General features: G+C 43.7%; 21 protein-coding genes and 2 tRNA genes. 17 read left to right on the top strand and 6 right to left on the bottom strand.

Going from position 1 to position 24,007, the window contains the following annotated elements; translation table 11 throughout:
* Positions 1-21 precede the first annotated feature (21 nt).
* On the bottom strand, positions 22-1,347 hold the full coding sequence (locus tag EQU50_RS02180) for an extracellular solute-binding protein (RefSeq protein ID WP_130153527.1): 1,326 nt from the start codon (positions 1,345-1,347) through the stop codon (positions 22-24).
* Between the two features lie 436 nt (positions 1,348-1,783).
* Here EQU50_RS02180 and EQU50_RS02175 point away from each other — a divergent pair, with 436 nt between their 5' ends.
* From EQU50_RS02175 to EQU50_RS02140, 9 genes are all read left to right on the top strand, one after another.
* Positions 1,784-3,580 (top strand): aminopeptidase P family protein, encoded by a 1,797-nt coding sequence (locus EQU50_RS02175; RefSeq protein ID WP_165380302.1) that lies wholly within the window; start codon positions 1,784-1,786, stop codon positions 3,578-3,580.
* Between the two features lie 36 nt (positions 3,581-3,616).
* Positions 3,617-3,702: transfer RNA gene (locus tag EQU50_RS02170), tRNA-Tyr, on the top strand.
* Positions 3,703-3,709: 7 nt separating this feature from the next.
* Positions 3,710-3,783: transfer RNA gene (locus EQU50_RS02165), tRNA-Gly, on the top strand.
* Between the two features lie 67 nt (positions 3,784-3,850).
* The gene (tuf, locus tag EQU50_RS02160) at positions 3,851-5,041 is read left to right on the top strand and encodes an elongation factor Tu (protein ID WP_130153525.1); all 1,191 of its coding nucleotides are present in this window, start codon (positions 3,851-3,853) and stop codon (positions 5,039-5,041) included.
* Positions 5,042-5,134: 93 nt separating this feature from the next.
* Positions 5,135-6,112: an alpha/beta hydrolase gene (locus tag EQU50_RS02155; RefSeq protein WP_165380301.1), complete on the top strand. Its 978-nt coding sequence runs from the start codon at positions 5,135-5,137 to the stop codon at positions 6,110-6,112.
* A 63-nt stretch (positions 6,113-6,175) separates the two neighbouring features.
* Complete coding sequence (gene mlaD / locus EQU50_RS02150) at positions 6,176-6,649, top strand: outer membrane lipid asymmetry maintenance protein MlaD (RefSeq protein WP_130153523.1); 474 nt, start codon at positions 6,176-6,178, stop codon at positions 6,647-6,649.
* A 21-nt stretch (positions 6,650-6,670) separates the two neighbouring features.
* Positions 6,671-7,981, top strand: a complete 1,311-nt coding sequence (locus tag EQU50_RS02145) for a citrate synthase (protein ID WP_130153522.1) — start codon at positions 6,671-6,673, stop codon at positions 7,979-7,981.
* A complete protein-coding gene (locus tag EQU50_RS08330) occupies positions 7,978-8,154 on the top strand; it encodes a hypothetical protein (RefSeq protein ID WP_165380300.1) in 177 nt (58 codons plus the stop codon). Before EQU50_RS02145 ends, EQU50_RS08330 begins: the two co-directional genes overlap by 4 nt.
* Before the next feature lie 7 nt (positions 8,155-8,161).
* Positions 8,162-8,884, top strand: coding sequence for a hypothetical protein (locus tag EQU50_RS02140; RefSeq protein WP_130153521.1), 723 nt, complete (start codon positions 8,162-8,164; stop codon positions 8,882-8,884).
* 492 nt (positions 8,885-9,376) lie between these two features.
* Here EQU50_RS02140 and EQU50_RS02135 read toward each other — a convergent pair whose 3' ends face one another.
* Positions 9,377-9,928, bottom strand: a complete 552-nt coding sequence (locus tag EQU50_RS02135; RefSeq protein ID WP_130153520.1) for a hypothetical protein — start codon at positions 9,926-9,928, stop codon at positions 9,377-9,379.
* Between the two features lie 57 nt (positions 9,929-9,985).
* On the opposite strand from EQU50_RS02135, the gene EQU50_RS02130 reads away from it, so the two are divergent.
* Together EQU50_RS02130 and EQU50_RS02125 are read left to right on the top strand one after the other, a co-directional pair.
* Positions 9,986-10,749, top strand: a protein-coding gene (locus tag EQU50_RS02130) for an IS5 family transposase (protein WP_130153426.1) whose coding sequence is annotated in 2 segments (ribosomal slippage) — positions 9,986-10,318 and positions 10,321-10,749 — 762 coding nt in all. Because the reading frame shifts where the segments join, the coding sequence is not laid out codon by codon here.
* Between the two features lie 417 nt (positions 10,750-11,166).
* A complete protein-coding gene (locus tag EQU50_RS02125; protein WP_130153519.1) occupies positions 11,167-11,418 on the top strand; it encodes a hypothetical protein in 252 nt (83 codons plus the stop codon).
* 181 nt (positions 11,419-11,599) lie between these two features.
* On the opposite strand, the gene ettA is transcribed toward EQU50_RS02125, so the two are convergent.
* A complete protein-coding gene (gene ettA, locus EQU50_RS02120; protein ID WP_130153518.1) occupies positions 11,600-13,279 on the bottom strand; it encodes an energy-dependent translational throttle protein EttA in 1,680 nt (559 codons plus the stop codon).
* A gap of 85 nt (positions 13,280-13,364) precedes the next feature.
* Here ettA and EQU50_RS02115 point away from each other — a divergent pair, with 85 nt between their 5' ends.
* The 3 genes from EQU50_RS02115 to EQU50_RS02105 are packed head-to-tail and all read left to right on the top strand — an operon-like array spanning position 13,365 to position 15,930.
* Entirely contained in the window at positions 13,365-13,676 is a 312-nt protein-coding gene (locus EQU50_RS02115; protein WP_130153517.1) for a nucleotidyltransferase domain-containing protein, read from the top strand.
* Positions 13,673-14,146, top strand: a complete 474-nt coding sequence (locus EQU50_RS02110) for a hypothetical protein (protein ID WP_130153516.1) — start codon at positions 13,673-13,675, stop codon at positions 14,144-14,146. The genes EQU50_RS02115 and EQU50_RS02110 overlap by 4 nt, the downstream gene beginning before the upstream one ends.
* An 8-nt stretch (positions 14,147-14,154) precedes the next feature.
* On the top strand, positions 14,155-15,930 hold the full coding sequence (locus EQU50_RS02105; protein WP_130153515.1) for an ABC transporter ATP-binding protein: 1,776 nt from the start codon (positions 14,155-14,157) through the stop codon (positions 15,928-15,930).
* Here the strand turns inward: EQU50_RS02105 and EQU50_RS02100 are convergent.
* Both EQU50_RS02100 and EQU50_RS02095 read right to left on the bottom strand, forming a co-directional pair.
* A complete protein-coding gene (locus EQU50_RS02100; RefSeq protein ID WP_130153514.1) occupies positions 15,879-16,523 on the bottom strand; it encodes a hypothetical protein in 645 nt (214 codons plus the stop codon). The two genes, EQU50_RS02105 and EQU50_RS02100, sit on opposite strands and share 52 nt — an antisense overlap.
* A 127-nt stretch (positions 16,524-16,650) precedes the next feature.
* The gene (locus tag EQU50_RS02095) at positions 16,651-17,196 is read right to left on the bottom strand and encodes a hypothetical protein (protein ID WP_130153513.1); all 546 of its coding nucleotides are present in this window, start codon (positions 17,194-17,196) and stop codon (positions 16,651-16,653) included.
* A gap of 304 nt (positions 17,197-17,500) precedes the next feature.
* Between EQU50_RS02095 and hflK the strand changes: the two genes are divergently transcribed.
* The 3 genes from hflK to EQU50_RS02080 are packed head-to-tail and all read left to right on the top strand — an operon-like array spanning position 17,501 to position 21,536.
* A complete protein-coding gene (hflK, locus tag EQU50_RS02090) occupies positions 17,501-18,781 on the top strand; it encodes an FtsH protease activity modulator HflK (RefSeq protein ID WP_130153512.1) in 1,281 nt (426 codons plus the stop codon).
* Between the two features lie 4 nt (positions 18,782-18,785).
* The gene (gene hflC, locus EQU50_RS02085; protein ID WP_165380299.1) at positions 18,786-19,661 is read left to right on the top strand and encodes a protease modulator HflC; all 876 of its coding nucleotides are present in this window, start codon (positions 18,786-18,788) and stop codon (positions 19,659-19,661) included.
* A 21-nt stretch (positions 19,662-19,682) separates the two neighbouring features.
* Entirely contained in the window at positions 19,683-21,536 is a 1,854-nt protein-coding gene (locus tag EQU50_RS02080; RefSeq protein ID WP_130153510.1) for a Do family serine endopeptidase, read from the top strand.
* 86 nt (positions 21,537-21,622) lie between these two features.
* On the opposite strand, the gene pheT is transcribed toward EQU50_RS02080, so the two are convergent.
* Positions 21,623-23,989: a phenylalanine--tRNA ligase subunit beta gene (gene pheT / locus EQU50_RS02075; RefSeq protein ID WP_130153509.1), complete on the bottom strand. Its 2,367-nt coding sequence runs from the start codon at positions 23,987-23,989 to the stop codon at positions 21,623-21,625.
* Positions 23,990-24,007: the final 18 nt, after the last annotated feature.

Raw genomic sequence — 24,007 nt, 5'->3', positions numbered from 1 at the left:
CACCGGTTTATCTCAATAACTCTAGCTATTCTTAGAATCTAGCAACTTATTACCTTCTGATTCTATCGTTTTAATAGCGTCTTCTGCACTAATTTCTCCCTTAATGCATTTCTCCATTTGTTGGACTTCAATTTTGCGAATGCCGGGAAAACTGTCCAATAAGATGCCCCGACTGAATGTACCGGGTTGGTTGGTTGTAAAGGAATCATAGGCTATTTTAGCGGCTTGGACGCCTAAATCTGTGGAATCAAAAAAACCTTCCTTTACGTTAATCTCGTAGGCTTTTTTTACGACGGGAACATAACCCGTCATGCGCTGCCATTGGGCTTGAACTTCAGGTGTGACCAAATAGTTTAGAAATTGTGCAATAACTTTCATTCGTTCACACGATTGGGGTTTATTCGCCACCCAAAATGACCCGCCACCAGAGATAGTATTAAAAGGACTGCCAGCTTGTCTCCAGTATGGAAAAGCAGTCACGCCAATTTCGAACTTACCATTGACAAGTTTTGCAATGTCAGAATGGCGATTCCCGCCGTTCGTTAAATAAACGATCTTGCGGTCTGCAAAGGCTTGTTCGGCCTTTGGACCTTGTTCCAGAGAAAACCACCCCTTTTTAGACCAGTCCCGTAAAGCCTTAAAATGAAACGTGAAAAATCGGTCAAAGAATAAACGCGCATCTGGGCTATCAACCCCGTTACCGTATGTGGCAATTTGTTTGTTATGTCGCCCGCCAATTTGATCAATTTGGTGTCCTGATAGCCACCCAGCGCCCATACCTGCAGGTTCACCGGCACTTTTTAATTTTTCCATTTGTTCATCAAATTCCTCAAATGTAATAATCGGTTTGAGTTTTGTATTATTTAATGCTGTTTTATTGTAGTATAAGACAACTGTGGAAATATTAAACGGAACAGAAACAAACTGCGCTCCTCCAGCTTTGTAAAATAAAATAACCTGAGTCAGAAAGCTATCTTCGTCTAATACAAGTCCAGCATGTTGCATGATCTGCCGGATGGGTATGTATACGGCATGTCCGGCCGGATCCTTAGCTCCAAGCATACTGCGCGTTGCCATCTCATAGGCCTGAACAATATCGGGCCTAGTTTCCTTGGACGCACTCAAATAGGATTTTACCACATCATCGTAACTTCCCTTTAACTCCACCTCGATTTCAAAGGCGCTTCCTTCTCTCTTTAATGATTGATTGAAGACGTCTATGATTTTTTGAAAATGAATACCCAATTCACCCGCAAATCCATGCCAGACTGTTATCTTTTCAGAATTGCAGTTTTGGATGGTGACCAAGCACAATAATGCAGTCATAAAGAAAGGTTTTATAAACATGGTAAGTGTCCCATTCGATTATTACATGATCAATTTGCTTCTATCATCATCTACTGGATGTGCGCAATGAAATTGGATTAAATCTGCTGCTGAAAGAAACTAATTTTTTCAGCCATTTCATATGTTTCCATGCTGAACACTTGCAGGCTTGTCACCCCCGCAAGAATAAGGATTAAAAGGATGATGCCTTCGTTGAAAAAATTTCGCTTTTCTGAAAATTTTTCAACAGGTATTAATTGAACATGTCTGGGTGCAAGTCTACGGTAGTCTTTCAAATGAATAATGGAATTTCTGCGGCGTGTCATGGTTTTTTTTCCATCTTTTGATTTTTGTAACTTTAATCATAGTGGTAATTTAAAAGTTGTCAAATCGTTTTTTCTTTTAACAGCCGACCCTAAAGCTGCAGGGTAATTTTTTTAAAATGAGCATTGAATCTATGAATAAAAATCATTCTCTCCGTCTTGAATCTCTCCGGCAGTTAATATCTTCCTTTAAAGGTTGGGGATTTTTGGTTCCCTACAGCAACTGCTTTCAAAACGAATACATGGCCGATTGCGACCATCGCCTACAATGGTTGACGGGATTTAAAGGGTCGGCGGGATTGGTAATTGTCTTGGCAAATCATGCGGCCCTGTTCGTTGATGGTCGTTACACAGTACAAGCTCCACAAGAAGTTGAGACCCGAAATTTTTCCGTTGAGCCTTATTCTGTTGATTCCATTGAGAAATGGTTGAGTCAGCATTCTCCTGCTGGTCAGGTTTTGCTTTACGATTCTTGGCTGTACACGGTTCAACAAATATCTTCATACAAAAAACATTTGGACCCTTTAGGAATTACTTTAGAACCCTGCGATGACAATTTAATTGATGCAGTCTGGGTCGATAGACCGGTTCGACCGTGTGAACCTTTTGTGCCACATCCAGATGAATTCAGTGGTAAAAGTTTTAAGAATAAACTGGAGCCCATCTTGGCGAGTATGAAACTGAAAAGCCTAGATTACATGATTATGACTAACCCAGAGTCCATTTCCTGGCTTTTAAACATGCGGAGCAATGACACACCCTTTACCCCCTCTTGTCAGGCATTTTTGATAATTGATCATGGAGGAGGGGTGCAAGCATTTACAGATTTAAAGAAAGTGACTCAGGACGTCCGCAACCATAGTGGAGATCCAGTGTCTTGGTGTGAATTTAAACAATTTTTAGACGTTGTTTCGTCATTTTCAACCAAGAAGGTTAGGGTCGATTTTGGTCAGCTTCCTCAAAAAATTTTGGATTGTCTAAGACACGCAAAAGCTGAAGTGCTTCACGAGACGGACCCCTGTATCTTGGGGCGGGCCTTAAAAAATGACGTGGAGCAAGCGGGTGCTATAGCTGCACAAGAGCGAGACAGCATCGCTGTGATCAATTTTTTGGCATGGCTTGAACGATCCTATCAAAACAAAAAAATAACTGAATTAGATACTGTTGCGGAGCTTCTAAAACAACGCCAAAAACAAACGTATTTCCAAGGGGAAAGTTTCTCCACTATTTCTGCGGTGGGGCCTCATGCTGCAATTGTTCATTATCATCCCGACCCTTTAACAAACACGATTCTTTCTGAAGACGCCATTTATCTGCTTGATTCTGGGGGGCAATATCTGGATGGCACAACTGACACAACGCGGACAATTGCCCTTGGACAACCGACTGATGAACAGAAAGATCGATTTACGCGAGTCCTAAAAGGTCATATTGCCTTGGCATCAATCATTTTCCCAGATGGCACGACTGGTCAACAATTGGACGTTCTGGCGCGTCAATTTCTTTGGCACGTTGGTTTAGATTATGAACACAGTACGGGGCATGGAATAGGCAGTTATCTGAATGTACATGAAGGGCCCCAGCGAATTGGAAAGGGTGGGCACGGAGCCGTTCTACAACCTGGTATGCTTGTCACGAACGAACCCGGATATTACAAAGCTGGCGAATATGGCATTCGTATAGAATCAGTTTTATTGGTTATTCCATTAAACAGTAACTTTTTAGGTTTTAAGACCCTAACGCTGATTCCTATCGATCGTATGTTGATGGATGTTTCGCTTCTAACGAAGCAAGAAATCGAATGGATTAATGCTTATCACGATAAAATTTTTACAAAACTTTCCAGTAAGGTCGACGAACAATCCACAGGATGGCTGCAGGAAGCGACGAAACCTATTAAATTTTCTGAATCAAGCTTAAAGAATGGTTGACAGTTTCGAAGAAAATCTCCTAAATCATAATATCGAGGAAGGATGGCCGAGTGGTTAAAGGCAGCAGACTGTAAATCTGCCGACGTTAGTCTACGCAGGTTCAAATCCTGCTCCTTCCACCAGAAATATGCGGGTGTAGCTTAGTGGTAAAGCCCCAGCCTTCCAAGCTGGCCATGTGGGTTCGATTCCCATCACCCGCTCCATTTTTATTAAGACCAGGTAAAAAAGATTTAAAAGAAGATAACCAGCATAATTTAGGGACGATTAGATATGGCGAAGGCAAAGTTTGAGCGGACAAAGCCGCATTGCAACATAGGGACGGTTGGGCACGTTGACCACGGTAAGACGAGTTTGACAGCAGCAATTACAAAGATATTGGCAGAGACTGGTGGGGCCACTTTTACGGCATACGACCAGATCGATAAGGCTCCAGAAGAGCGGGCTCGAGGTATTACGATTTCCACCGCTCACGTGGAATATGAGACGGCGAACCGTCACTATGCTCACGTTGACTGTCCTGGACATGCTGACTATGTAAAGAACATGATCACTGGTGCGGCTCAGATGGACGGCGGGATTTTGGTTGTAAGCGCTGCTGATGGTCCGATGCCTCAGACACGTGAACATATTTTGTTAGCGCGTCAGGTTGGTGTTCCGGCTTTGGTCGTATTTATGAACAAGATCGACATGGTTGATGATGCAGAATTAGCCGACTTGGTTGAGCTTGAAATTCGTGAACTATTGACAAGCTATGGGTTCCCTGGTGACGACATTCCTGTGATTCGTGGATCAGCGTTGTGTGCTTTGGAAGATCGGAATCCCGAGATGGGTCGTGAAGCGATATTGAAATTGATGGAAGCAGTGGATTCATTTATTCCGCAGCCAGAACGGGCGAAGGATCGTCCATTCTTGATGCCGATTGAAGATGTTTTTTCGATTTCTGGTCGTGGGACTGTTGTGACAGGTCGTGTTGAACGGGGCGTGATTAAGGTTGGTGAAGAAGCTGAGATTGTTGGCATGAAGCCGACAGTGAAGACGGTTGTGACTGGCGTTGAGATGTTCCGTAAACTGTTGGATCAGGGTGAAGCTGGAGACAACATTGGTGCTTTGTTACGCGGTACGAAACGTGAAGATGTGGAACGGGGTCAAGTTTTGGCAGCGCCTGGATCGATCACGCCGCACACGAACTTTAAGGCCGAGGCATATATTTTGACAAAAGAAGAGGGTGGTCGTCATACACCATTCTTTACGAACTATCGTCCGCAGTTTTACTTCAGGACAACGGATGTAACGGGCATGGTATATTTGCCAGAAGGTGTTGAAATGGTAATGCCTGGTGATAACATTGCGATGACTGTTGAATTGATTGCCCCGATTGCGATGGATGAAGGCTTACGCTTTGCCATTCGTGAAGGTGGTCGTACTGTTGGTGCGGGCGTCGTCTCTCAAATCGTGAAATAAGAAGACAACACTCATTATTAAGTTTTGAAGGCACCCTGATGAAAGTCAGGGTGCTTTTTTTGTATGTGGATGAAACAAGTAGAAAGATTTTTTATGATTCAATCTGAATTTTATGTTCCCTCTTCGCTTCAAAAAGGTGGCTATATTCACGTGCGCTGCGTGATACCCGAGAACGCATCCCCCACGACGCCCAGCGTGATTTGCCTGCATGGGGCGGTCATGCATAATATTATTTTTGATGTTTGCGTTGATGAAGGCCAGCCGACTTTTTTGGAATACTTGGCTCAGAAAGGTTTTGCGGCTTTTGCTATAAGTTATCGTGGGTATGGTGAATCGAGCAAACCTGAGGAAATGGATGCTAGCCCGTTTCCCTTGCGGCCTATTATGCGGTATGACGACGCCCGTCAAGATGTTCTTGATGTGTTAAAGTATCTGCAAACTCGCAAGGGGACGGAAAGTTTTCATATTTGCGGATTATCGTGGGGGTCCGTTGTTGCGGGTTCTTTGGCGACAAAACATCCCGACTTGGTTGATAAACTTGTTTTGTTAGGGGCTGTTTATTCTTATCCTAACCCGTCATGGGCGGCTATATTGAACCCTGAAAACCCAAATCAGTTAAACCCAGGTATGGGAAGTTATCGGGTTGTCACAAAAAACATGATAACGGCGGCATGGGATGCAGAAATCCCAGGTTCTGATAAATCAACTTGGCGGAATTCCCCAGCTGTTGAGCTTATCGTCAACGATATGTTTGCGGGCGACAAAATATGGGCCGAACAGCAATCTACCTCGCCATGTTTCAGAATTCCCACTGGGGTCAGCCTAGACGTGTTAGAAATCTACAACCAACGCCCTTTGTATGATGCTTCTTTGGTCAAATGTTCAACATTGATTTTAAGGGGCGCTTATGACACGTCTTCACATCCCTTAGATATGGAAAATCTGCTTCGTCATTTGGGCACTTCGAATAAAAAAATGATTACTTTTGGTAATGCGACACACTATGCCATTGCTGAACGAAAAGCTAAAACACTATGGGAGGAAATTTCCGCTTTTTTTCTGAAAGATTAGGGGTGTATAATGCTATGTTGAGAATTTTTGTTTTTCTAATTAATACCTTAGGAATTTTAGTTAATGCGGCATAATTTTGTTGAAGCCTTTATTGGCGCAGTCGTTTTGGCTGCGGCCGGTTTCTTTTTTGTATTTGTATATTCTGCGAGCCAGAAAAATATCGCCGATGGCTATATGGTGTATGCCCGTTTTGAACGAATTGACGGTATCAATGTCGGTAGTGATGTAAAAATGAGCGGCGTTAAAATCGGTGTTGTCCACCATCTTGAGATCGACCCCAAAACTTACCAAGCTCGGATTACATTGAACCTGTCACAGCATCTTCAGCTGCCGAAAGATTCATCTGCGGAAATTGCGAGTGAAAGTCTGTTGGGTGGAAAATATGTGGCTTTAGTCCCCGGCGGTAGCGAGCAATTCCTAACGTCAGGTGAGGAGATAACCCACACGCAATCATCAATCAGCTTTGAAGGACTGATTAGTAAGTTTTTATTCTCACAGTCCGGCGACAATAAACATGATGCAAAGGCAACTGCGTAGGTTTTCAAAAAAGGTTAGTAAGTGGGCTCTCAATTAAAAAAAGCACAGTTTACCTTTCAGGGAAAAGTCTTTGAGCTGCCTGTACTATCAGGCACCGAAGGTCCTGACGCGGTTGATATTTCAGCACTATACAAAGAAACGGGTCTGTTTACCTATGACCCGGGCTTTATGTCTACGGCCAGCTGTACTTCGGCTATCACCTTCATTGATGGTGACGAAGGACGATTGCTCTATCGAGGATATTCCATAGCATCGTTGGCTGAAAATTGCGATTTTTTAGAAGTTGCTTATCTGTTGTTGTATGGCGATTTACCCAACGTCGCTCAAAAACAAATTTTTATTAAAGATATCAATCTCCATTCCCTGCTTCATGAACAGATGAGCGGCTTTTATCAGGGGTTCCGGCGGGACGCCCATCCTATGGCTATTATGGTTGGTGTCGTGGGTGCCTTGTCAGCCTTTTATCATGATAGCTTGGATATCCACGACCCTAAACAAAGGGAACTGGCGTCTTTTCGGCTAATTGCTAAAATGCCAACCATGGCTGCCATGGCCTATAAATATTCGATCGGCCAACCGTTTTTATACCCAAGGAATGACCTTTGTTATGCGGGTAATTTTTTGCGGATGATGTTTGGTTTACCTTCTGAAGAGTATGAGATTAATCCTGTCTTGGTAAAGGCCATGGATCGTATTTTGATTTTGCATGCCGATCATGAACAGAATGCGTCGACATCCACAGTGCGACTGGCTGGATCCAGTGGGGCGAATCCGTTTGCATGCATTGCCTCAGGTATTGCTGCTTTGTGGGGGCCAGCCCATGGAGGGGCGAACGAGGCGGTCATAAATATGCTGCAAGAAATTGGGGATCTGAAACGCATTCCTGAATTTATTAATCGTGCCAAGGACAAAAATGATTCCTTTCGTTTAATGGGCTTTGGGCACCGGGTATATAAAAATTATGATCCCCGTGCCACGGTTCTTCGGGAAAGCTGCCACGAGGTTTTGTCAGAGCTTAGAATTAAAAATGATCCTCTTTTAGATCTAGCTTTGGAACTTGAGCGTATTGCTTTACAGGATGAGTATTTTATAGAGAAAAAGTTGTATCCGAATGTGGATTTCTACTCTGGAATTATTTTCCGGGCGATGGGTGTTCCGACGTCTATGTTTACGGTCTTGTTTGCTCTCGCTCGCAGCGTTGGATGGGTAGCTCAGTGGCAAGAAATGATTGCTGAGCCGACTCAAAAAATTGGGCGCCCTCGGCAACTGTATCAGGGTCATCCTGAACGGGCCTTTGTGTCTGTTCATAACCGTACAACAGCCTCTCAATGACCCAGTCTTTCAAAAACTATGGAATGAAAACGTACTATAACGCACAAAGCGTCATGAAGAAGGCTGCTAACAGAAATAAAATTCCTAAAATTTTATTGCTCAAGCGGTTCTTAAGAATTAGCCTGTTAGCAGGCCCCTTGTTGGCGTTGCTGTTGTGGATGTTATTGGGGTGATTGTATAGTGATTGTTCATTGTCCTGGCTGTTCTCAAACGTATTTTTTGCCGCCTGATGCTGTTGCTGGCTTTAAAAATCCAACCTCATCCCAATCGGATTTAGGGTGGTGGCTGTCTTGCGGTTTTTGCGACCATCAGTTGTGGCAATCGTATGAGCAGAGTCTGCCAAGCTTTCCAACAATCATGGAAATGGATGATTCAGAACTTTCTAGTCTGGGTGTTCCCAGCCAGGATAGAACCCCCTTCATCAAATCAGCTAAGGCTAGCAATAGGTCTTGGGTCTTCGGCGTTGCCAGCCTCTTGATTGTGCTAATCAGTTTAGGGGGGGTAGGGTACTTGTATCAAAAACCCCTGATGCTGTTTTGGTATCAAACGATAGGAAAACCTATCTTGCCCAGCCCAAAACCTCTTCATTTGAACAACGTATCCTATACCCTAAAGGCATCAGATTCGGAAGGGGATGATAGTCAGATTTTAACCGTAAAGGGCCAAATTGTTAATGCCGCCGCAACGTCAAGATTGACACCGATTATAAGGGTGAGTGTTTGGACGGATTGTCAGGAAACAACTTCCGGTGTCATCAGTGCCCAGGGTGATTGTCTTTACTTTGAATGGGTCTTCAAACCCGACAGCGCCCAAATAGGGGGTTCGACGTGGCTGCCTTTTGAGACCAGTTACCCTGTTTCAGCTAAGGTGAGGCGCGTCGAAGTGGCCATATCACCTTTCTAAAGTGGTAAAAATCAGAGCAAGGTCACATTGAGGAAGGATTTGATTTTCTTGGATTCAACGTACGAAAGTATAAGAATGGAAAACTCTTGATTAAGCCTTCAAAGCCACGATCAAAAGCGTCTGGCACAACTACCTTAATAGCTGATCCTCGCGTTAAATTCACGTTTGACGAGATGGTGTAAGATAAAAAAAGCGCGGCCACACCTTTTGACCCCCTGTACAAAGGATATTTTGAACAGGGGGAACAAGAGAAAAAGCGTCGCAAAACCATCAGCAATCTTAGTCACTTTACTGAGTTGAGAACAATTCAGCCTTATTGAGGGCTTGAGCCGTATGTGGGGAAACTCGACTGCACGGTTCTTAGAAGGGCCCAACCTATAAAGGGGTAACTTTAGGTGTCTACCCTGATTACAAGGGATGGTGCCTAAGTCTCAAAATGGTTGAATCTATACACCAAGCCCAAATCATATCCCAAATCTCTAAAGTTTGCAGTTAAAGAATCTGACAAAAGCATTGACGACCATCAGGTTTGAAAATTAAAACTTCTTTACCCAAAGTTGCACCTATTAATTTCACATTTTCTGATATTTCCGAGAAGTCTCTAGGCGTATAATTATCAGCTGGTAATTCAGTAGACAAATAACCAAGCTGTTGAAGCATTAATGCGACAAGTTCACTGCAAAATAGACTTGAATCGTCCCCGGTCTTATTGCTGCGGCTTTTCGATTTTAAGATCGAGACAATATTTTCTTCATAATTGATACCAAGATATTTTTGAACAAATTTTTGTACGTCGTCTGAAGTCGGTTGTTTATCAAAAATAAAATCTCTCGTAACTGCTTTTGAGAGGCTTTGTTGCATTAGAGATGTGGCCAAAGGATTAATTTGAACTTGGGGGAAAATTCCACTTAACACTTGACTGGTACTGCCTGTTGACTCAAAGCATAGTAATTGGTTATCTTCCAGCCTTTTTAATATTATTCCTATATGTGAATAAGTGCTATGAAGATATTTTTCTATGGCTTTGCTAGGGCGTGTCATCAATTGAATAAGTCATAGATTTCTGTTTTAATTGAGAAAAATTTTACGAGGTTTTTTTCGGTGAGACGCTACGCATTACGGGATGATCAATGGGATCGCATTAAGGGTATGCTACCTGGAAGGGAAGGATATGTTGGTGCAACAGCAAAAGACAATCGCCTATTTATAGAAGCCGTTCTATATCGATATCGAGCTGGAATTCCGTGGCGTGATTTACCGGAACGTTTTGGGGATTTTAGAGTTATTCATCTACGCCATTCGAGGTGGAGCCAATCAGGTGTGTGGAAGAAAATTTTTGAGCTATTAAGCCAAGATGCTGACAATGAATACGCTATGATTGATTCAAGTATAGTGCGTGCTCATCAGCACAGTGCTGGTGCTAAAAAAAAGAATTCTCAGCTGACCAAGCGATTGGACGAAGCAAAGGAGGATTAAGCACCAAAATTCATGCCACCTGTGATGCGTTGGGAAATCCAACAGGGTTTTATTTAACAGCCGGACAAGATCACGATTTAGAAGGTGCCGATGCCTTAATAGATAACCTTACGCAAGCTGGTGCCGTCTTAGCTGACAAGGCTTATGACGCAGACGAACGTATGAGAAAAAAACTTGAAGAGAAAGGATGTGAGGCGGTCATTCCCCCAAAAAAGAATAGGATCAACCCTTGTTCGTATGATAAAGACCTCTACAAGGCCCGGCACCTCATCGAAAACTTCTTCGACAAACTTAAACAATACAGAGCCATAGCCACTCGATATGATAAAACAGCTCGAAACTTCCTGGGAGCCATACATTTGGTTGCTGCGGCTATTTGGCTTAATTGATGACACGCCCTAGTCAAACAAGCTCCTGCAAAAAGAGCTACCCCCTGAAGTTGTATGGTTTTTCCTTCAATTAACTCTAGTCCTTGTCTAAGTAGTGTAGCGTTTTGTTCCTTAAAAATTGAGCAATGTCTGCTGGTTCGATCACTAACAATTGCTTCCAATGAAGTAGGTAGTGCTGTTTGGGACGCGCTAGCATAGCCTATTAATTTAAGGCTCAAACATATAGCTGTTATGAATTTAAATACCCAAGTAATATTTGATTTTAACATGGAAAAATCCTTAATAATAATACACTATCTGGAATTATATGGTTTAATTTATTAATATTTAATTAATATAGGAAAATAAAATCTCGTAAACAAGAGCAGTTGTATGACGAGCGATTCATCCCAAATATCATAAGAAAGGATGAATTTTATGGCTAACAACATGCAGAAAAAAGCCGATTGTGCAGAGTTTAAATTTAAAGTTGCGATTGCAGCCATCAAGGGTGATAAGACAACCGCAGAGTTGTGCAGTTATACTCGGGTTTGCCGGCTGCGCTTTATGGGGAAACAATTTTTCAATTGTTTCCAAGGTACTAGGTTCCAGGAATCAGGTTCCAGGAGAATACAGCATACGAACCATATCATCGAACGCATCATGAAATTTTGTTTATATCGTTTGTGAAGGGTTTCGCTTGGTAACCATAACCGAAAACTGGTCATTGCGAGGAGCGCTAAGCGACACGGCAATCCAGGAAAATACATGGACTTTTCATCCAATTGGCACGCCCCTTACGGGGCTCGCGATGACGGGGGACCTTTTATTTTGAAGGGGAACCAATAGTGGGCTCAAATGGCTTCTAAACTCAACGTTCCAGGGGCTTATACTTTATCCGATGGGGTTGGTCCGCACTGACCCCCAGGCGGCGGTGGCGGTCTTCCTCGTACGACTGATAATTCCCCTCGAACCAAACGACTTGACTGTCGCCTTCAAAGGCCAATATATGCGTGGCAATGCGGTCCAGGAACCATCGATCATGGCTGATGACAATGGCACAGCCGGCAAAGTTAAGCAGGCCTTCTTCCAAAGATCGCAGCGTCTCTACGTCCAAGTCGTTGGTCGGTTCGTCCAGCATCAAGACATTGGCGCCTGACTTTAAAATCTTTGCCAGATGAACGCGGTTTCGCTCACCACCCGACAGCTGGCCAACCTTCTTTTGTTGGTCGGCCCCCTTAAAGTTGAACAATCCGCAATAGGCGCGGCTAGGCATGCTTCGCTTGCCCAATTGCACGTCGTCTAGGCCATTGGAAATTTCTTGCCACACGGTTTTATTGGCATCCAGAGTGTCACGCGATTGGTCGACATATCCCAAAACGACGGTATCCCCAATTTCTAAGGTTCCAGAATCGGGATGTTCTTGGCCTGTTAGCATACGGAAAAGGGTGGTCTTACCCGCTCCGTTGGGCCCAATAACCCCAACAATTCCGCCGCGCGGCAGTCGGAAATTAAGATCATCAATTAACAAACGGTCCCCAAACCCTTTGGTCAAGTGGTGTGCCTCGATGACCTTATCGCCCAACCGTTGGCCGGCGGGAATATGAATGGCTCCATCACCTGAACCTTGGTCGTAAGTTTCATTTAACAAATCTTCATAGGCTTGGACACGGGCTTTGCTTTTACTTTGGCGGGCTTTCGGCGATTGGCGGATCCATTCTAATTCTCTGGCCAATTGCTTTTGCTTTGAACTTTCTTGCTTTTGCTCTTGCAGCAGGCGTTTTTGTTTTTGTTCTAACCAATTGGAATAATTGCCTTCATAGGGGATACCTTGTCCGCGATCCAATTCTAAAATCCACCCCACCACGTTATCCAAGAAATAACGATCATGGGTGATTAAAACAACGGTACCAGAGTAATCCTTTAGATATCGTTCTAACCAGGCGACTGATTCAGCATCCAAGTGGTTCGTGGGCTCGTCCAGCAATAACATATCAGGCTTTTGCATTAACAAGCGGCACAAGGCGACCCGACGTTTTTCCCCGCCAGAGAGCCCGGTAACTTTTGCATCAGCAGGGGGGCACCGAAGCGCATCCATCGCAATTTCAATTTTGCGGTCAAGGTCCCAGGCATCCAGGGAATCGATTTTCTCCTGCAGCTCCCCTTGTTCAGTGATCAGGGCATTCATTTCATCATCTGTCATGGGCTCGGAAAAGCGCAAGTTGACAGCCTCAAACCTATCCATCAGTTCCTTGATATGCGACAATCCGGCCATGATGTTACCGAATACATCAAGGGTCTCGTCAAGTTCTGGTTCCTGGGCCAAGTAACCAACTTTGATGCCTTGGGCAGACCAAGCTTCCCCATTATAGTCTTTATCAAGCCCCGCCATAATTTTCAAAAGACTGGTTTTGCCAGATCCGTTCGGCCCGATAATGCCAATTTTGGCGCCTGGGAAAAAGGATAACCATAAATCTTTGATGACGTCCTTTCCCCCTGGGTAAGACTTGGAAAGGCTTTTCATTACATAAATATATTGGTAAGCTGCCACTGATGCGTTTAACCTTAATTTTTTAAATTTGCCTCATCCTGCCTGATTCTTGGCTTTTTGGCAAATGGTTGCTTTTGAAAACCTTATGACGAAAACTCGATTGTCAAGTTCTGAACATGAAAAAATATGTGATGCTTTTAAAAAGGTTTTTGCGCCCGATGATCAGCTGTGGCTATTTGGATCAAAAGTGAATTTGTCGGCAAAAGGGGGGGATATTGATTTATATGTTGAAACTGAATTCGATGTCTCAAAAGTTGTACAGCTTGAATTGCAGTTTTCAAAGGAACTGTTCTATCGGCTTGATGACCGTAAAATCGATGTGGTTATCCGCTATAAGGACGCCCCTGAAACATTGATTTTTCAAATCGCAAAAAAAACAGGAGTGCGCATGGTATGACAACGAAAACGGTTCTTTTTAGTGTTCTTGAGGTCTGTAAAATCCATGAACAACGGCTGCAAACAGCCCTTGAGTATTTGAATCCAGTCTTTCCCTTGTGTGAAAGTAAGTTCTTGACCCTAAATAGTAATGACCTGGGCCAGCTTGAAATACTGACCGGTCGGTTTGCTAAATTGCAGGATCTGATAGGTTCAAAAGTCTTCCCACTTTTGGTCCAAGCCATGGAGGAAATTGTCAAAGGATCATCCTTTATTGATCTGCTAGAACACCTGGAAAAGATAGAGCTTATTGAATCGGTTGAGTTTTGGCTTGAACTTCGAAAGGTTCGAAATTTTGTCGCTCACGAATATCCCGATAACCCAAAATTGATGGTGGATCACTTGAATCAAATTTACGAGGCAACCCTAAAGTTATTGAGCTATTGGCAGGGCCTTTATACTCGTATTCAAACCATGAATCTTCCAGATTAAAGCTTTTTATGACATATTCGTTTTCGCCTTCCCCCCAAACCGGTCGTCAATTGGCCAAGCGCCTTTTAAGGGTACACGTCAAACCTTATCGTTCTTTGTTTGCCCTGGCTTGTTTATTCATGATTATTGCGGCTGCAGCCACGGCGGCTTTGCCGTACTTATTGCAACCTGTTTTTGATCGCGTTTTTACAGCTGTCGATAATCGTCTGTTGTTTATTTTCTGTGGAGCTGTTTTCTTATCCTTTTTTGTGAAGGGTGTGGCGTCGTATGGCGAGTCGGTGGTGATGACCTATGTTGGCCAAAAAATTATTTCAGATATTCAAAAACGGGTTTTCACACACCTCATGCAGGCAGACCTGGCCTTTTTCCACCGGGTCACCAGTGGGGAATTGCTGTCGCGGTTTACCAACGATGTGAACATTATGCGAAGCGCCATTGCGAATGTGATTATTGGGTTGGGCAAAGATTCTTTTACCTTGATTTTTCTTATTGGGGTTATGTTTTATCGTGATTTTTCCTTGGCTTTGGCGGCCTTTGTCATTTTTCCAACGGCTGTGATCCCCATTGCCAAAATTGGCCGAAAAATGCGTAAAGTGACCGACCGAACGCAAATAGAGTTAGGGTCATTTACGATGCAGTTGACCCAGCTTTTTCAGGGTATGCGGGTTGTGAAAGCCTATGGCATGGAAGAAACTGAATCTGGCCGGGCGGCAACGGCCATCGATAAAATTTTCAAGCTGATATATAAAACGGCCAGAGTCCGATCGGCATCGCATCCCGTGGTGGAAACGCTGGGGGGCTTGGCGATTATTGTGGTGATCGCCTATGGCGGCTGGCAGGTGATGCATCACAACCGCACAACCGGCGAGTTCATTTCGTTTATCGGTGCCATGCTGCTGATTTACGAGCCCTTAAAGCGCCTTAGCAATTTAAATTCAAACCTGCAAGAAGGCTTGGCAGGAGCAGCGCGGGTCTTTGATATTATTGATACGCCGTCCACTATTACGGACCCTTTGAATCCTGAGCCCCTTGATCGGGCAAAAGGTCGGGTGGTGTTTGACAAGGTTTGCTTTGGTTATACGCCGTTTAAAAAGGCCCTGGATGGGTTAAGTTTTACCGTGGAGCCAGGTAAAACAATTGCCTTTGTGGGGGCAAGCGGGGCAGGGAAGTCAACGATTATCAACCTGATACCCAGGTTCTATGATATCACATCGGGGCAAATTTTAATTGATGGTCACGATGTGCGCTCTGTCACGTTGCGCGATCTGCGCCGTCAGATTGCGTTGGTGAGTCAGGAGATTGCTTTGTTTGATTTAACAATTGCGGACAATATTGCTTATGGAAATCCGAACGCTTCCTTAGATGATATTCATCAGGCGGCGAAAGCAGCAGCGGCTGCAGAGTTTATTGAAAAGTTGCCCGATAGGTACAATACGTTTGTGGGTGAAAATGGAGTCAGATTGTCTGGCGGCCAGCGCCAGCGTATTGCCATTGCCCGGGCTATGTTAAAAGATGCGCCCATCTTGTTGTTGGACGAGGCTACCTCGGCCCTTGATACCGATTCTGAACGCCAAGTTCAAAATGCTTTAAAAACCTTGATGAAGGGGCGGACAACGCTGATCGTTGCCCACCGATTATCGACGGTTGTTGATGCGGACTACATCTATGTGCTGGATGATGGTCGCATTAAAGAACAAGGCAACCACTCTGAGTTGTTAGATTTAGGCGGGATTTACGCCCGCCTATGGCAGGCGCAATCTTTGGTCATTACAGGAAGAATCTGAGGGCGCAAAGTCAGCATATCAAACCTGTTCGCCAGATTAAAAAGCTCCTTTTTTTGAAAGCCATATTCTCTTAAAAGGACGGCCCCTGGTAATGTATGAAAATCATAGTCAAAGCTTTTAAGGCCAAAGGTTTCTGCATTTGAAACGATTTCATCCTTATCTAGTTGGTATCTTTTGGCCAACTTTTCAAAATTGGGGTTTTCAAGTCCCAGTTCAATTTTGGCTATGGCTAGAAAAAGGCAGCAAGATCCCTCTGTTTTTTTTATTTGCTCAAGGAAGTCCGACTTTGGAAAGCGTAATGTCGAGATGTCATGAACATGCTCAAGAAAATATTCGACAGGAATTTTGCCCAATTCATATCTCATGACGTCATTTTTTTGAAGTTCCCTAAAGACCTTTTCTTTGTGTGGATAAGAGTTTATAAACCTTCCCAACTCAAGAAGTGTGTATTTATTTTCGTAATGTTGGTGTTGTGCTGGGCCTGCTGGCGATAAAAGGGCCTCTTTATGGCTGGTTTCAGAAGAATCCATGCTCCAGACATCATTTTTGAGCATAACGACCAGAGATAAAAATGTTACAATAATCTTAATCATAATAAATAACTCAAGTGTAAATTGTAATGGCGAATTTTACACTTGATGTTATTAATAAATTGTTAATTTTTTTTATAATATTCGATTTTGAGGTCAACGATAAAGAATGGCCGAAATTTAAATTTTTCTATGAATTTGGCCCTATCAGTCCTTGAGTGATAGTGGCGCTAGAAGCCGCTGTAGGGGGTGGAGTTTGAGGAAAATGACGTCTAAAGTCTGTGATTCCATAGGTGGCGGCATTTTCAATAAGCATGCTTACGGTGAATTTATATTTCGTGGTCAACTCATTAATATTAGGAGCCTCAAGTTTCAATTCTATTTTAGCAGCTGCTAAAAAATGATAAATTTCTTCGGTTTTCCTAAGCTCTGCAATGTAATGCATACTTTTTCTTCGCGCTTCGGTTGTTTTTTGTGCATACGCGAAAAGATCCTCAGCGGAAACTTTCTTCAATAAAACCTGCATGTTGTGTCTTTCATTGAGTTCTTTAAAGGCGACATTTTTTGCAGGTAAAGACGTGACAAACTGTTCCAATGGAATCATAGGAAGTTGTATTTGAGAAGGGGTTCTTTTATGCGCATGCTCTGTGCCATTGACCTTGTAATAATCCGCACTGAATATTTGACCATTGGTGGTTATTATCAATGCAAGCACTGTTAAAGTAGTTTTCTTCATAATTCTATACCCTTTGTTATGTTAAAAACCTTTGCATTATAACTTAAAAAGTGTAAAGAAATGGTTAATTTATTTGTTTTTTTATATTATTAATTTCATATGAAATAATTGATTTAACATGATAAAAAATATTCTGTTTTATTTAAAATGAAAATTTACAAAATAAGCAGTGTGAAAAAATATCCTTTATGCCTTTTGAAAAGGTAAGAACTGTTTATTCTTCAACCCCCATTGAGTGTCAATAAGACATTCGCTATAGTGGTCTCAGTTTCAGAAAAAAGCCCTTCAACTTGCAAAGTTAAACATGACCTTTGATGATCAAGACAAGCCAGGCGACGATCTTCCCCAAAATCCTTGGGCAAGCAATGAAGACGTATCAGAAAAACCTTCTTCTAAAAAAGATGTTAACAAGTCTGATACAAATATCCGCTCGCTTGAGCATCGGCGTAATCAGAAAAATCAATCGCAAAACAACAACGCAGTGGATGATTTTTTTGAAAAAATTCAGGACTTATGGAACAAGAAAAAAAATTCAACATCAGGCGGTATCCCTCCTCTAAAAGCGGGTGTGGGTGGAATACTACTCATTGTGGTTGCCTTTTTGGTGTTGGTTGGTTTTTGGCTGAGCTCCGGTTTTTATCGTGTCCAAGAGGGTGAGCTTGCTGTCGTGCTTCGCTTTGGAGAGGTCGCACGCATTAGCCAACCAGGGCTTCGCTATCGTTTACCAAGCCCGATAGAAGTTGAATTGATCAGGAACGTCGCCGTCCTTAACAAAATTGATGGCGGTTTAAAAGGAGACACTGGACGCAGTTCAACCGATGCACAAGAACAAAACCTGATTTTGACCGGTGATGAAAATATGGTTCACACCAATTATACGGTTCTTTGGAAAATTAAAGACATTTCCGAGTTTTTGTTCACCATGCGTGATCCAGAAGGCACCATAAGGGTTGCTGCTGAAAGTTCTATTCGTGAAGTTTTGGGTCAAACGACAGCCCGCCTAGCTTTAACGGAAGGGCGCGAAACAATCGGCAGTAAGTCGCAAGATTTATTGCAAAAAATTCTAGATATTTATAAGGCTGGCGTACAAATCGTGAGTGTCCAGTTACAAAGGGTTGAGCCGCCTATCCAAGTTGTCCAAGCCTTCAACGATATGCAGGCATCTTTGGTTGATGCTGACCGTTTGCGCAATGAGGCCGAAGCCTACCGCAATGACAAGCTGCCTCGTGCCCGCGGGCGAGCCACAGAAATCCTAAGGGCTGCTGAGGGGTATCAACAACAAATCGTTGCCCAAGCCAGGGGTGAGGTCTCGCGCTTTAATGCCATTGCTTCGGCGTATCGTCTAAATCCAGAAATTACGATGCGGCGGTATTACCTTGAGACTATGCAAAAAGTGCTCAGCAGAGCCAATAAAACAATTGTTGGTTCTGGCGTTGCCGGCGGAAAAGGAACTGGCTTGGTTCCTTATATAAATTTGCACCCACACAAGGCCATCGAGTCGGGACCAAAAGCCGCTGTTCTTGACGAAAAGGCCAATGAAGTCACGTCATCAGCTAGTGTTAATACGGAAAAAGGAAAAAGGTAATTTTATGACACTCTCACGCCTTCCCTTATTTCTTTTAGGGGGTCTTCTCCTTTGCCTTGTGATCCTTACGGGCAGTATTTTTACTGTTGACCAAACCAGCCAGGCTATTGTCTTGCAGTTTGGTGAATGGAGAAAAGTTCACACAACCCCCGGTTTGAAATTCAAAATCCCCTTGATTCAAGAGGTCACTTATTACGATAAGCGTGTCCTAGACTATGACTTGCCGCCCATTCACATCACAACGGGTGATCAAAAAAGATTGGTTGTTGATACCTATACGCGGTATCGTATTCATGACCCACTTTTGTTTTACAGAACCATTAAGCCTGCCTCTGAAATTGGCGCACAGATGCGCCTTGAGGCGTTGATCAGCAGCTCCGTTAGAAACGTTCTTGGTAAAGTTCCGTTGCGCACCATGTTAAGCGCTGATCGGTCGGGCATTATGCGCCAAATTGAACAAGAAGTTCGTGCGATGGCTACGCCCCTTGGTCTTGAAATCGTGGATGTCCGCATTATCAGAACAGAATTACCTGTTGAAAACAGAAACGCCGTTTTTGCTAGAATGAATGCTGAATTAGGACGATTCGCTATGGAAAATCGAGCCAAAGGAGCGGAAGCGGCTTTAGGAATTCGCGCTGAAGCTGACAAAGAAATTGTCATTGCCTTGGCTCAGGCAGAACAGCAAGCTCAAGTGCTAAGGGGGGATGGCGAGGCCGAATCCATCAAAATCGCCATTGAAGCCTTTGGTTCTAACAAGGAGCTGTATACTTTTTACCGTACAATGGAAATTTATCGTGAAGCCTTTGGCGCAGACACAAATCTTATTTTGTCGACAGACCATGAGCTTTTAAGTTTCTTTAACAGCTTACCCAAACATTAATACCCAGTGGAGTCCTAACATATGAGAAGAGAATTTTTTGCAAAGCAAAATCTTAATTTAGTGAGCCTGTTTATGAAAACTTCATGTGTGTTGGCTGCCGCTTGTTTATGTTCAGCTGCAGCGAGTGCTTGGGCGAGTAAACCAACAGCTGCTGTGGTAAAAAAACAGCCTGAGCCAGCAGCCAAAACTGCTGTCGAAGCCACAAAAGAGACCAAGACAGAAAAAGAGTCAGTCCCAGAGGCTTCCGAGAAAGTCCCATCTGAGTTAACTTCACCTTCAAAGAAAGTCATAGAAGATATAAATAAGGGTTTTACAGCGATTGCTGAAGCGGCATTGCCGGCGGTCGTGAATGTAGCGACGACACAAATTATCGAAATGAAAGACCGTGGATTTGACTTTCCCAAGGGATTCCCAGGTATACCAGAAGAATTGTTTCGAGATTTCTTTGATTTTGAGCGATCAAGGCGGGTGCAATCATTAGGATCTGGTTTTATCATTATTTCTTATGAGGGTAAAGCCTATATCGTGACTAACTATCACGTAATTGCTGATGCAAAAAAAATCAGCATTTTCTTGAACGACAAGACGGAGTTAGAGGCGACCCTTCACGCCTACGATGAGCGAACAGACATTGCTATATTGGAAGTTAAAACGGATAGCTTACCGATAGGAAAACGTAAACTCCCCACATTAGAATGGGGCGATTCTCGCACGGTCAGGGTTGGAGAATGGGTCCTCGCCATTGGAAACCCTTTTGGTTTGGGCAGTACAGTCACTAACGGTATTATCTCGAACATTAGTCGTGATCTCATGACGCCTAGCCGCAATAGTTATGTTGACTCTTTCCTGCAGCACAGCGCCCAAATCAATATGGGAAACTCTGGTGGTTGTCTATTAGACATCAATGGTAAAGTCATTGGAATCAACTCCGCTATCTTTTCACCAAGTGGTGGAAATGTTGGAATTGGTTTTGCAATACCATCTGATATTGCGCAAAAAACAATTGAACAGCTCATGCAATTCGGTCGTACAAAGCGTGGGTGGCTGGGTGTTAAAATTCAAAACCTTACTGAAAATATGGCTGAAAGCCTAGGCCTAAAATCGCAAGGAGCTATTGTTGGCAGCGTTACCCCTGATGGCCCTGCTCAAAAAGCAGGTATTCAAAGTGGCGATGTGATTTTAGAGTTTGATGGAAAAGTTATTAACGAATCAAACCGCTTGTCGCGTTTGGTAGGTGAAACACCGATTGGAAAGGCATGTTCTATTAAGATATGGCGTAAAGGTAAAGAAATACCATTACAAGTGACCGTTGGTGAATTTGAAGATGCCTTACAGAAAGGAAAGATTGATGGGGAAGAAAAGCATTCAGATGGAAAAAGTGCACCCATATCAGAAGCTTTAGGGATTAAAGTAAGTTCTATACCCCAAGAAATCAAGCAACGATATGCTCAAAGTGGCCCTTTGAAGGGTGTGTTTATTGTCAAAGTTGATAGCAACAGTTCTGCAGCTGAGGAAGGCTTGATGAGGGGAGATATTATCGTCGAGGCAAACATTGAAACTAAGCGACAAGAACTGAATGAGCCGAAAGATTTTAGCGATTTTGTCGAAAGCGCTAAAAGAACAAAGCACAAAAATATTTTACTTCTTGTTATGCGTAATGGTGAACCAAAATATTTCTCGCTGAAGATTGACGAAGAACTGGAAAATAAGAGTAAAGAAAATAAAAAGAACGAGCCAAAAAGCTTTTCATCTGCCCCATCCGATTTGAAAAGTGGGAATTCTGTCCCTTTTTCAAAAGATGACGCAAAGCCTAAAAGGGGTATGGTACCTGATCATCCGGCTAATAAAGACAACGCATCGGGCCCTGCTGCCTAAAGAGTGAAGGGAATTTTTTCTCTTTTTATAAGGGGGACCATTTATCATGCCCCCCGCCAAATGATTTGAATTGGGTATTTATAAGCTCAACAAGCAGCCATCCTTAAAACCCCACCGCAGTGCTTTTCAACCAGTTGTGTAACGTTTTGAGTGAACGCAATCAAATCCTCTTCGGTGAGGGTGCGTTCCAGGGATTGTAATTTAACTTCAACGCCCAATGATTTTTTGCCAGCTTCTACTTTATCACCTTGGTATAGGTCGAACAGTTGAATGCCTTGAATCAACGTTTTGTCGGCTTTTTGAATTGTCTTTATCAAGGCATCGGAGCTTAAACTTTGTGGAACGACAAAGGCGAAATCGCGGGTGACAGCCTGATACGGTGAAAGGGTCAAGGGCTTTGGAGGCCGAGCCGTCAACGCAGGTAATCGATCGAGAAAGATCTCAAACCCCATCACAGGACCCTGCAAATCAAAAGCCTTTAAAATTGTAGGGTGCACTTCACCAAAATATGCCAAAATTTTAGCGCCTTGTTTAAAAGTCCCTTTACGGCCGGGATGGTAATAGTCAGGTCCGCTGGCGTCCACCTGGTATCCTTGAATACCCAAAGCATCCAGGACAGCATGCACATCACCCTTCACATCAAAAATATCCACCAAACGAGGGGGGGTTAGCCAATGACGATCGCCAGTTGATTGAACGCGAACGCCTGCTGCCACGTTTTCTTCGTGAACCCTATCGTTCTGTTTTTGAAACTGATGGGCAATCTCGAAAAACGTACTGTTATGTTGGCTTTTCGCTTGATTGTAACAGATCGCTTTTAAAAGCCCCGTTAACAAGCTAGGTCTTAACACAGCCATGTCCTGGTTCAAAGGAGCACTAAGTTCTACGCCCTCACCAAAAAAATTGGACGTCGTCTGATCCGTAAATGACCAGGATAGAATTTCATCCAAACCTTGTTGACAAAAAGCCTGACGAACTTTATCAACGGGCTTAATTCTCTCGCACGGTGGCCTTATGGGCAAAGAGGTGACGGAAATATTCTGATAACCGTTGAGGCGCAAGACTTCTTCAATTAGGTCAACCTCAATCTGCAAATCATGACGCCAGCTTGGGGTGTTTATCGTCAATGTATCTAAAGTTTCGCTTTGGATAGTAAGACCCAACCGTTCAAGACTTTTTCCAGCCTGATTCATTGTCAAATGAGGGTCACCTGTCAGTGACGTTAATTTTTTCTGGGTTAGTATAGTGGTGTGGACGTTTTCTGGTGGACAGCCAACTTTTAGAGGCTGACTTGCTTCTCCCCCACAAATATCCAAAATCATGTGTGTTGCCGCATTCAATGATCTGATAATTTGTTCAGGATCAACACCCCTTTCAAATCGCGCCCTTGCGTCGGTGTGTAAATTAAGCGCTTGGCCTGTTTGTGCAATTCGAAGAGCGTCAAAGTGTGCCGCCTCGAGGAAAACGCGTGTGGTTGTAGACGTACAGGCTGAACTTTCACCACCCATCACCCCGGCTAAGGCTAGAATGCCCCTATCATCCCGAACGGTGGTCATGCCCGTTGTCAACGTGTAAGTCTGATCATTCAAAGCTGCTAAGGTTTCACCCTCTTTGGCTGGTTGCACGTAAAGAACGGATGATATCTTATCCGCATCAAACGCATGCAAAGGTTGTCCCAGATCGAAACAAAGATAATTGGTGATATCAACAAGGGCTGATATAGGTTTTTGGCCAACGGATATTAGGCGTTTTTGCAGCCAGTCAGGGCTGGGACCATTGGTAACCCCTTCAATTAAACAGCCGTTAAAATAAGTGCAGGCAGGGTCCGTTAGCGTTACTTTGATGGGACAATCTTTAGAACTTGCAAAAGAAAATTTCTTTAAGGGTTTCAAAACACCAAGGTCCGCTGCAGCCAAGTCACGGGCAATACCACGTACAGAGAAACAATCTGCCCGGTTGGGGGTCACGCTGACCTCTATGACTACATCGTCTAAGCCTAAGGCTGCAGCCAAACTTGAACCGGGGGGCAAATCGGTTTGCAAATCAAGGATGCCATTACTTTCTTCAGCCAGAAGCAATTCTTCGGCAGAGCACAACATTCCCTGGCTTTCAACACCCCGAATGACGCCGGCTTTCAAAGCCTGCCCTGTAGCGGGTATCACGGTACCCACACGTGCAAAGGCCACCTTCATGCCGGCCCGAACGTTTTTTGCGCCGCACACAACCTGTATCAACTCCCCTTGGCCATCATTCACCTGGCATAAACTGAGGCGATCAGCATCGGGATGGCGGTCAGCGGTTTCAACCGTTGCGACCACAAAGCCTGCAAGCTTTTCGCTGGGATTTTCAATGCCCTCAACCTCTAAGCCTAGGTCGACAAGGGCGTTGGTAATTTCCAGCATTGATGCTGATGTTTCCAGGTGATCTGATAGCCAACTAAGTGTGAATTTCATGATATACCTTTCCTAATG

Origin of the sequence: Candidatus Finniella inopinata, assembly GCF_004210305.1 — a bacterium.
Classification (GTDB): Bacteria; Pseudomonadota; Alphaproteobacteria; order Paracaedibacterales; family CAIULA01; genus Finniella; species Finniella inopinata_A.
The sequence above is the reverse complement of the archived record's forward strand: the minus strand, read 5'-3'. Positions and strand labels throughout refer to the sequence as shown.

Excerpts from the sequence above, each read along its gene's own strand:
- EQU50_RS02180 (WP_130153527.1), bottom strand. The coding sequence starts at position 1,347 with ATGTTTATAAAACCTTTCTTTATGACTGCATTATTGTGCTTGGTCACC.
- EQU50_RS02175 (WP_165380302.1), top strand. The coding sequence starts at position 1,784 with ATGAATAAAAATCATTCTCTCCGTCTTGAATCTCTCCGGCAGTTAATA.
- tuf (WP_130153525.1), top strand. The coding sequence starts at position 3,851 with ATGGCGAAGGCAAAGTTTGAGCGGACAAAGCCGCATTGCAACATAGGG.
- EQU50_RS02155 (WP_165380301.1), top strand. The coding sequence starts at position 5,135 with ATGATTCAATCTGAATTTTATGTTCCCTCTTCGCTTCAAAAAGGTGGC.
- mlaD (WP_130153523.1), top strand. The coding sequence starts at position 6,176 with ATGCGGCATAATTTTGTTGAAGCCTTTATTGGCGCAGTCGTTTTGGCT.
- EQU50_RS08330 (WP_165380300.1), top strand. The coding sequence starts at position 7,978 with ATGACCCAGTCTTTCAAAAACTATGGAATGAAAACGTACTATAACGCA.
- EQU50_RS02125 (WP_130153519.1), top strand. The coding sequence starts at position 11,167 with ATGGCTAACAACATGCAGAAAAAAGCCGATTGTGCAGAGTTTAAATTT.
- EQU50_RS02115 (WP_130153517.1), top strand. The coding sequence starts at position 13,365 with ATGACGAAAACTCGATTGTCAAGTTCTGAACATGAAAAAATATGTGAT.
- EQU50_RS02110 (WP_130153516.1), top strand. The coding sequence starts at position 13,673 with ATGACAACGAAAACGGTTCTTTTTAGTGTTCTTGAGGTCTGTAAAATC.
- EQU50_RS02105 (WP_130153515.1), top strand. The coding sequence starts at position 14,155 with ATGACATATTCGTTTTCGCCTTCCCCCCAAACCGGTCGTCAATTGGCC.
- EQU50_RS02100 (WP_130153514.1), bottom strand. The coding sequence starts at position 16,523 with ATGATTAAGATTATTGTAACATTTTTATCTCTGGTCGTTATGCTCAAA.
- EQU50_RS02095 (WP_130153513.1), bottom strand. The coding sequence starts at position 17,196 with ATGAAGAAAACTACTTTAACAGTGCTTGCATTGATAATAACCACCAAT.
- hflK (WP_130153512.1), top strand. The coding sequence starts at position 17,501 with ATGACCTTTGATGATCAAGACAAGCCAGGCGACGATCTTCCCCAAAAT.
- hflC (WP_165380299.1), top strand. The coding sequence starts at position 18,786 with ATGACACTCTCACGCCTTCCCTTATTTCTTTTAGGGGGTCTTCTCCTT.
- EQU50_RS02080 (WP_130153510.1), top strand. The coding sequence starts at position 19,683 with ATGAGAAGAGAATTTTTTGCAAAGCAAAATCTTAATTTAGTGAGCCTG.
- pheT (WP_130153509.1), bottom strand. The coding sequence starts at position 23,989 with ATGAAATTCACACTTAGTTGGCTATCAGATCACCTGGAAACATCAGCA.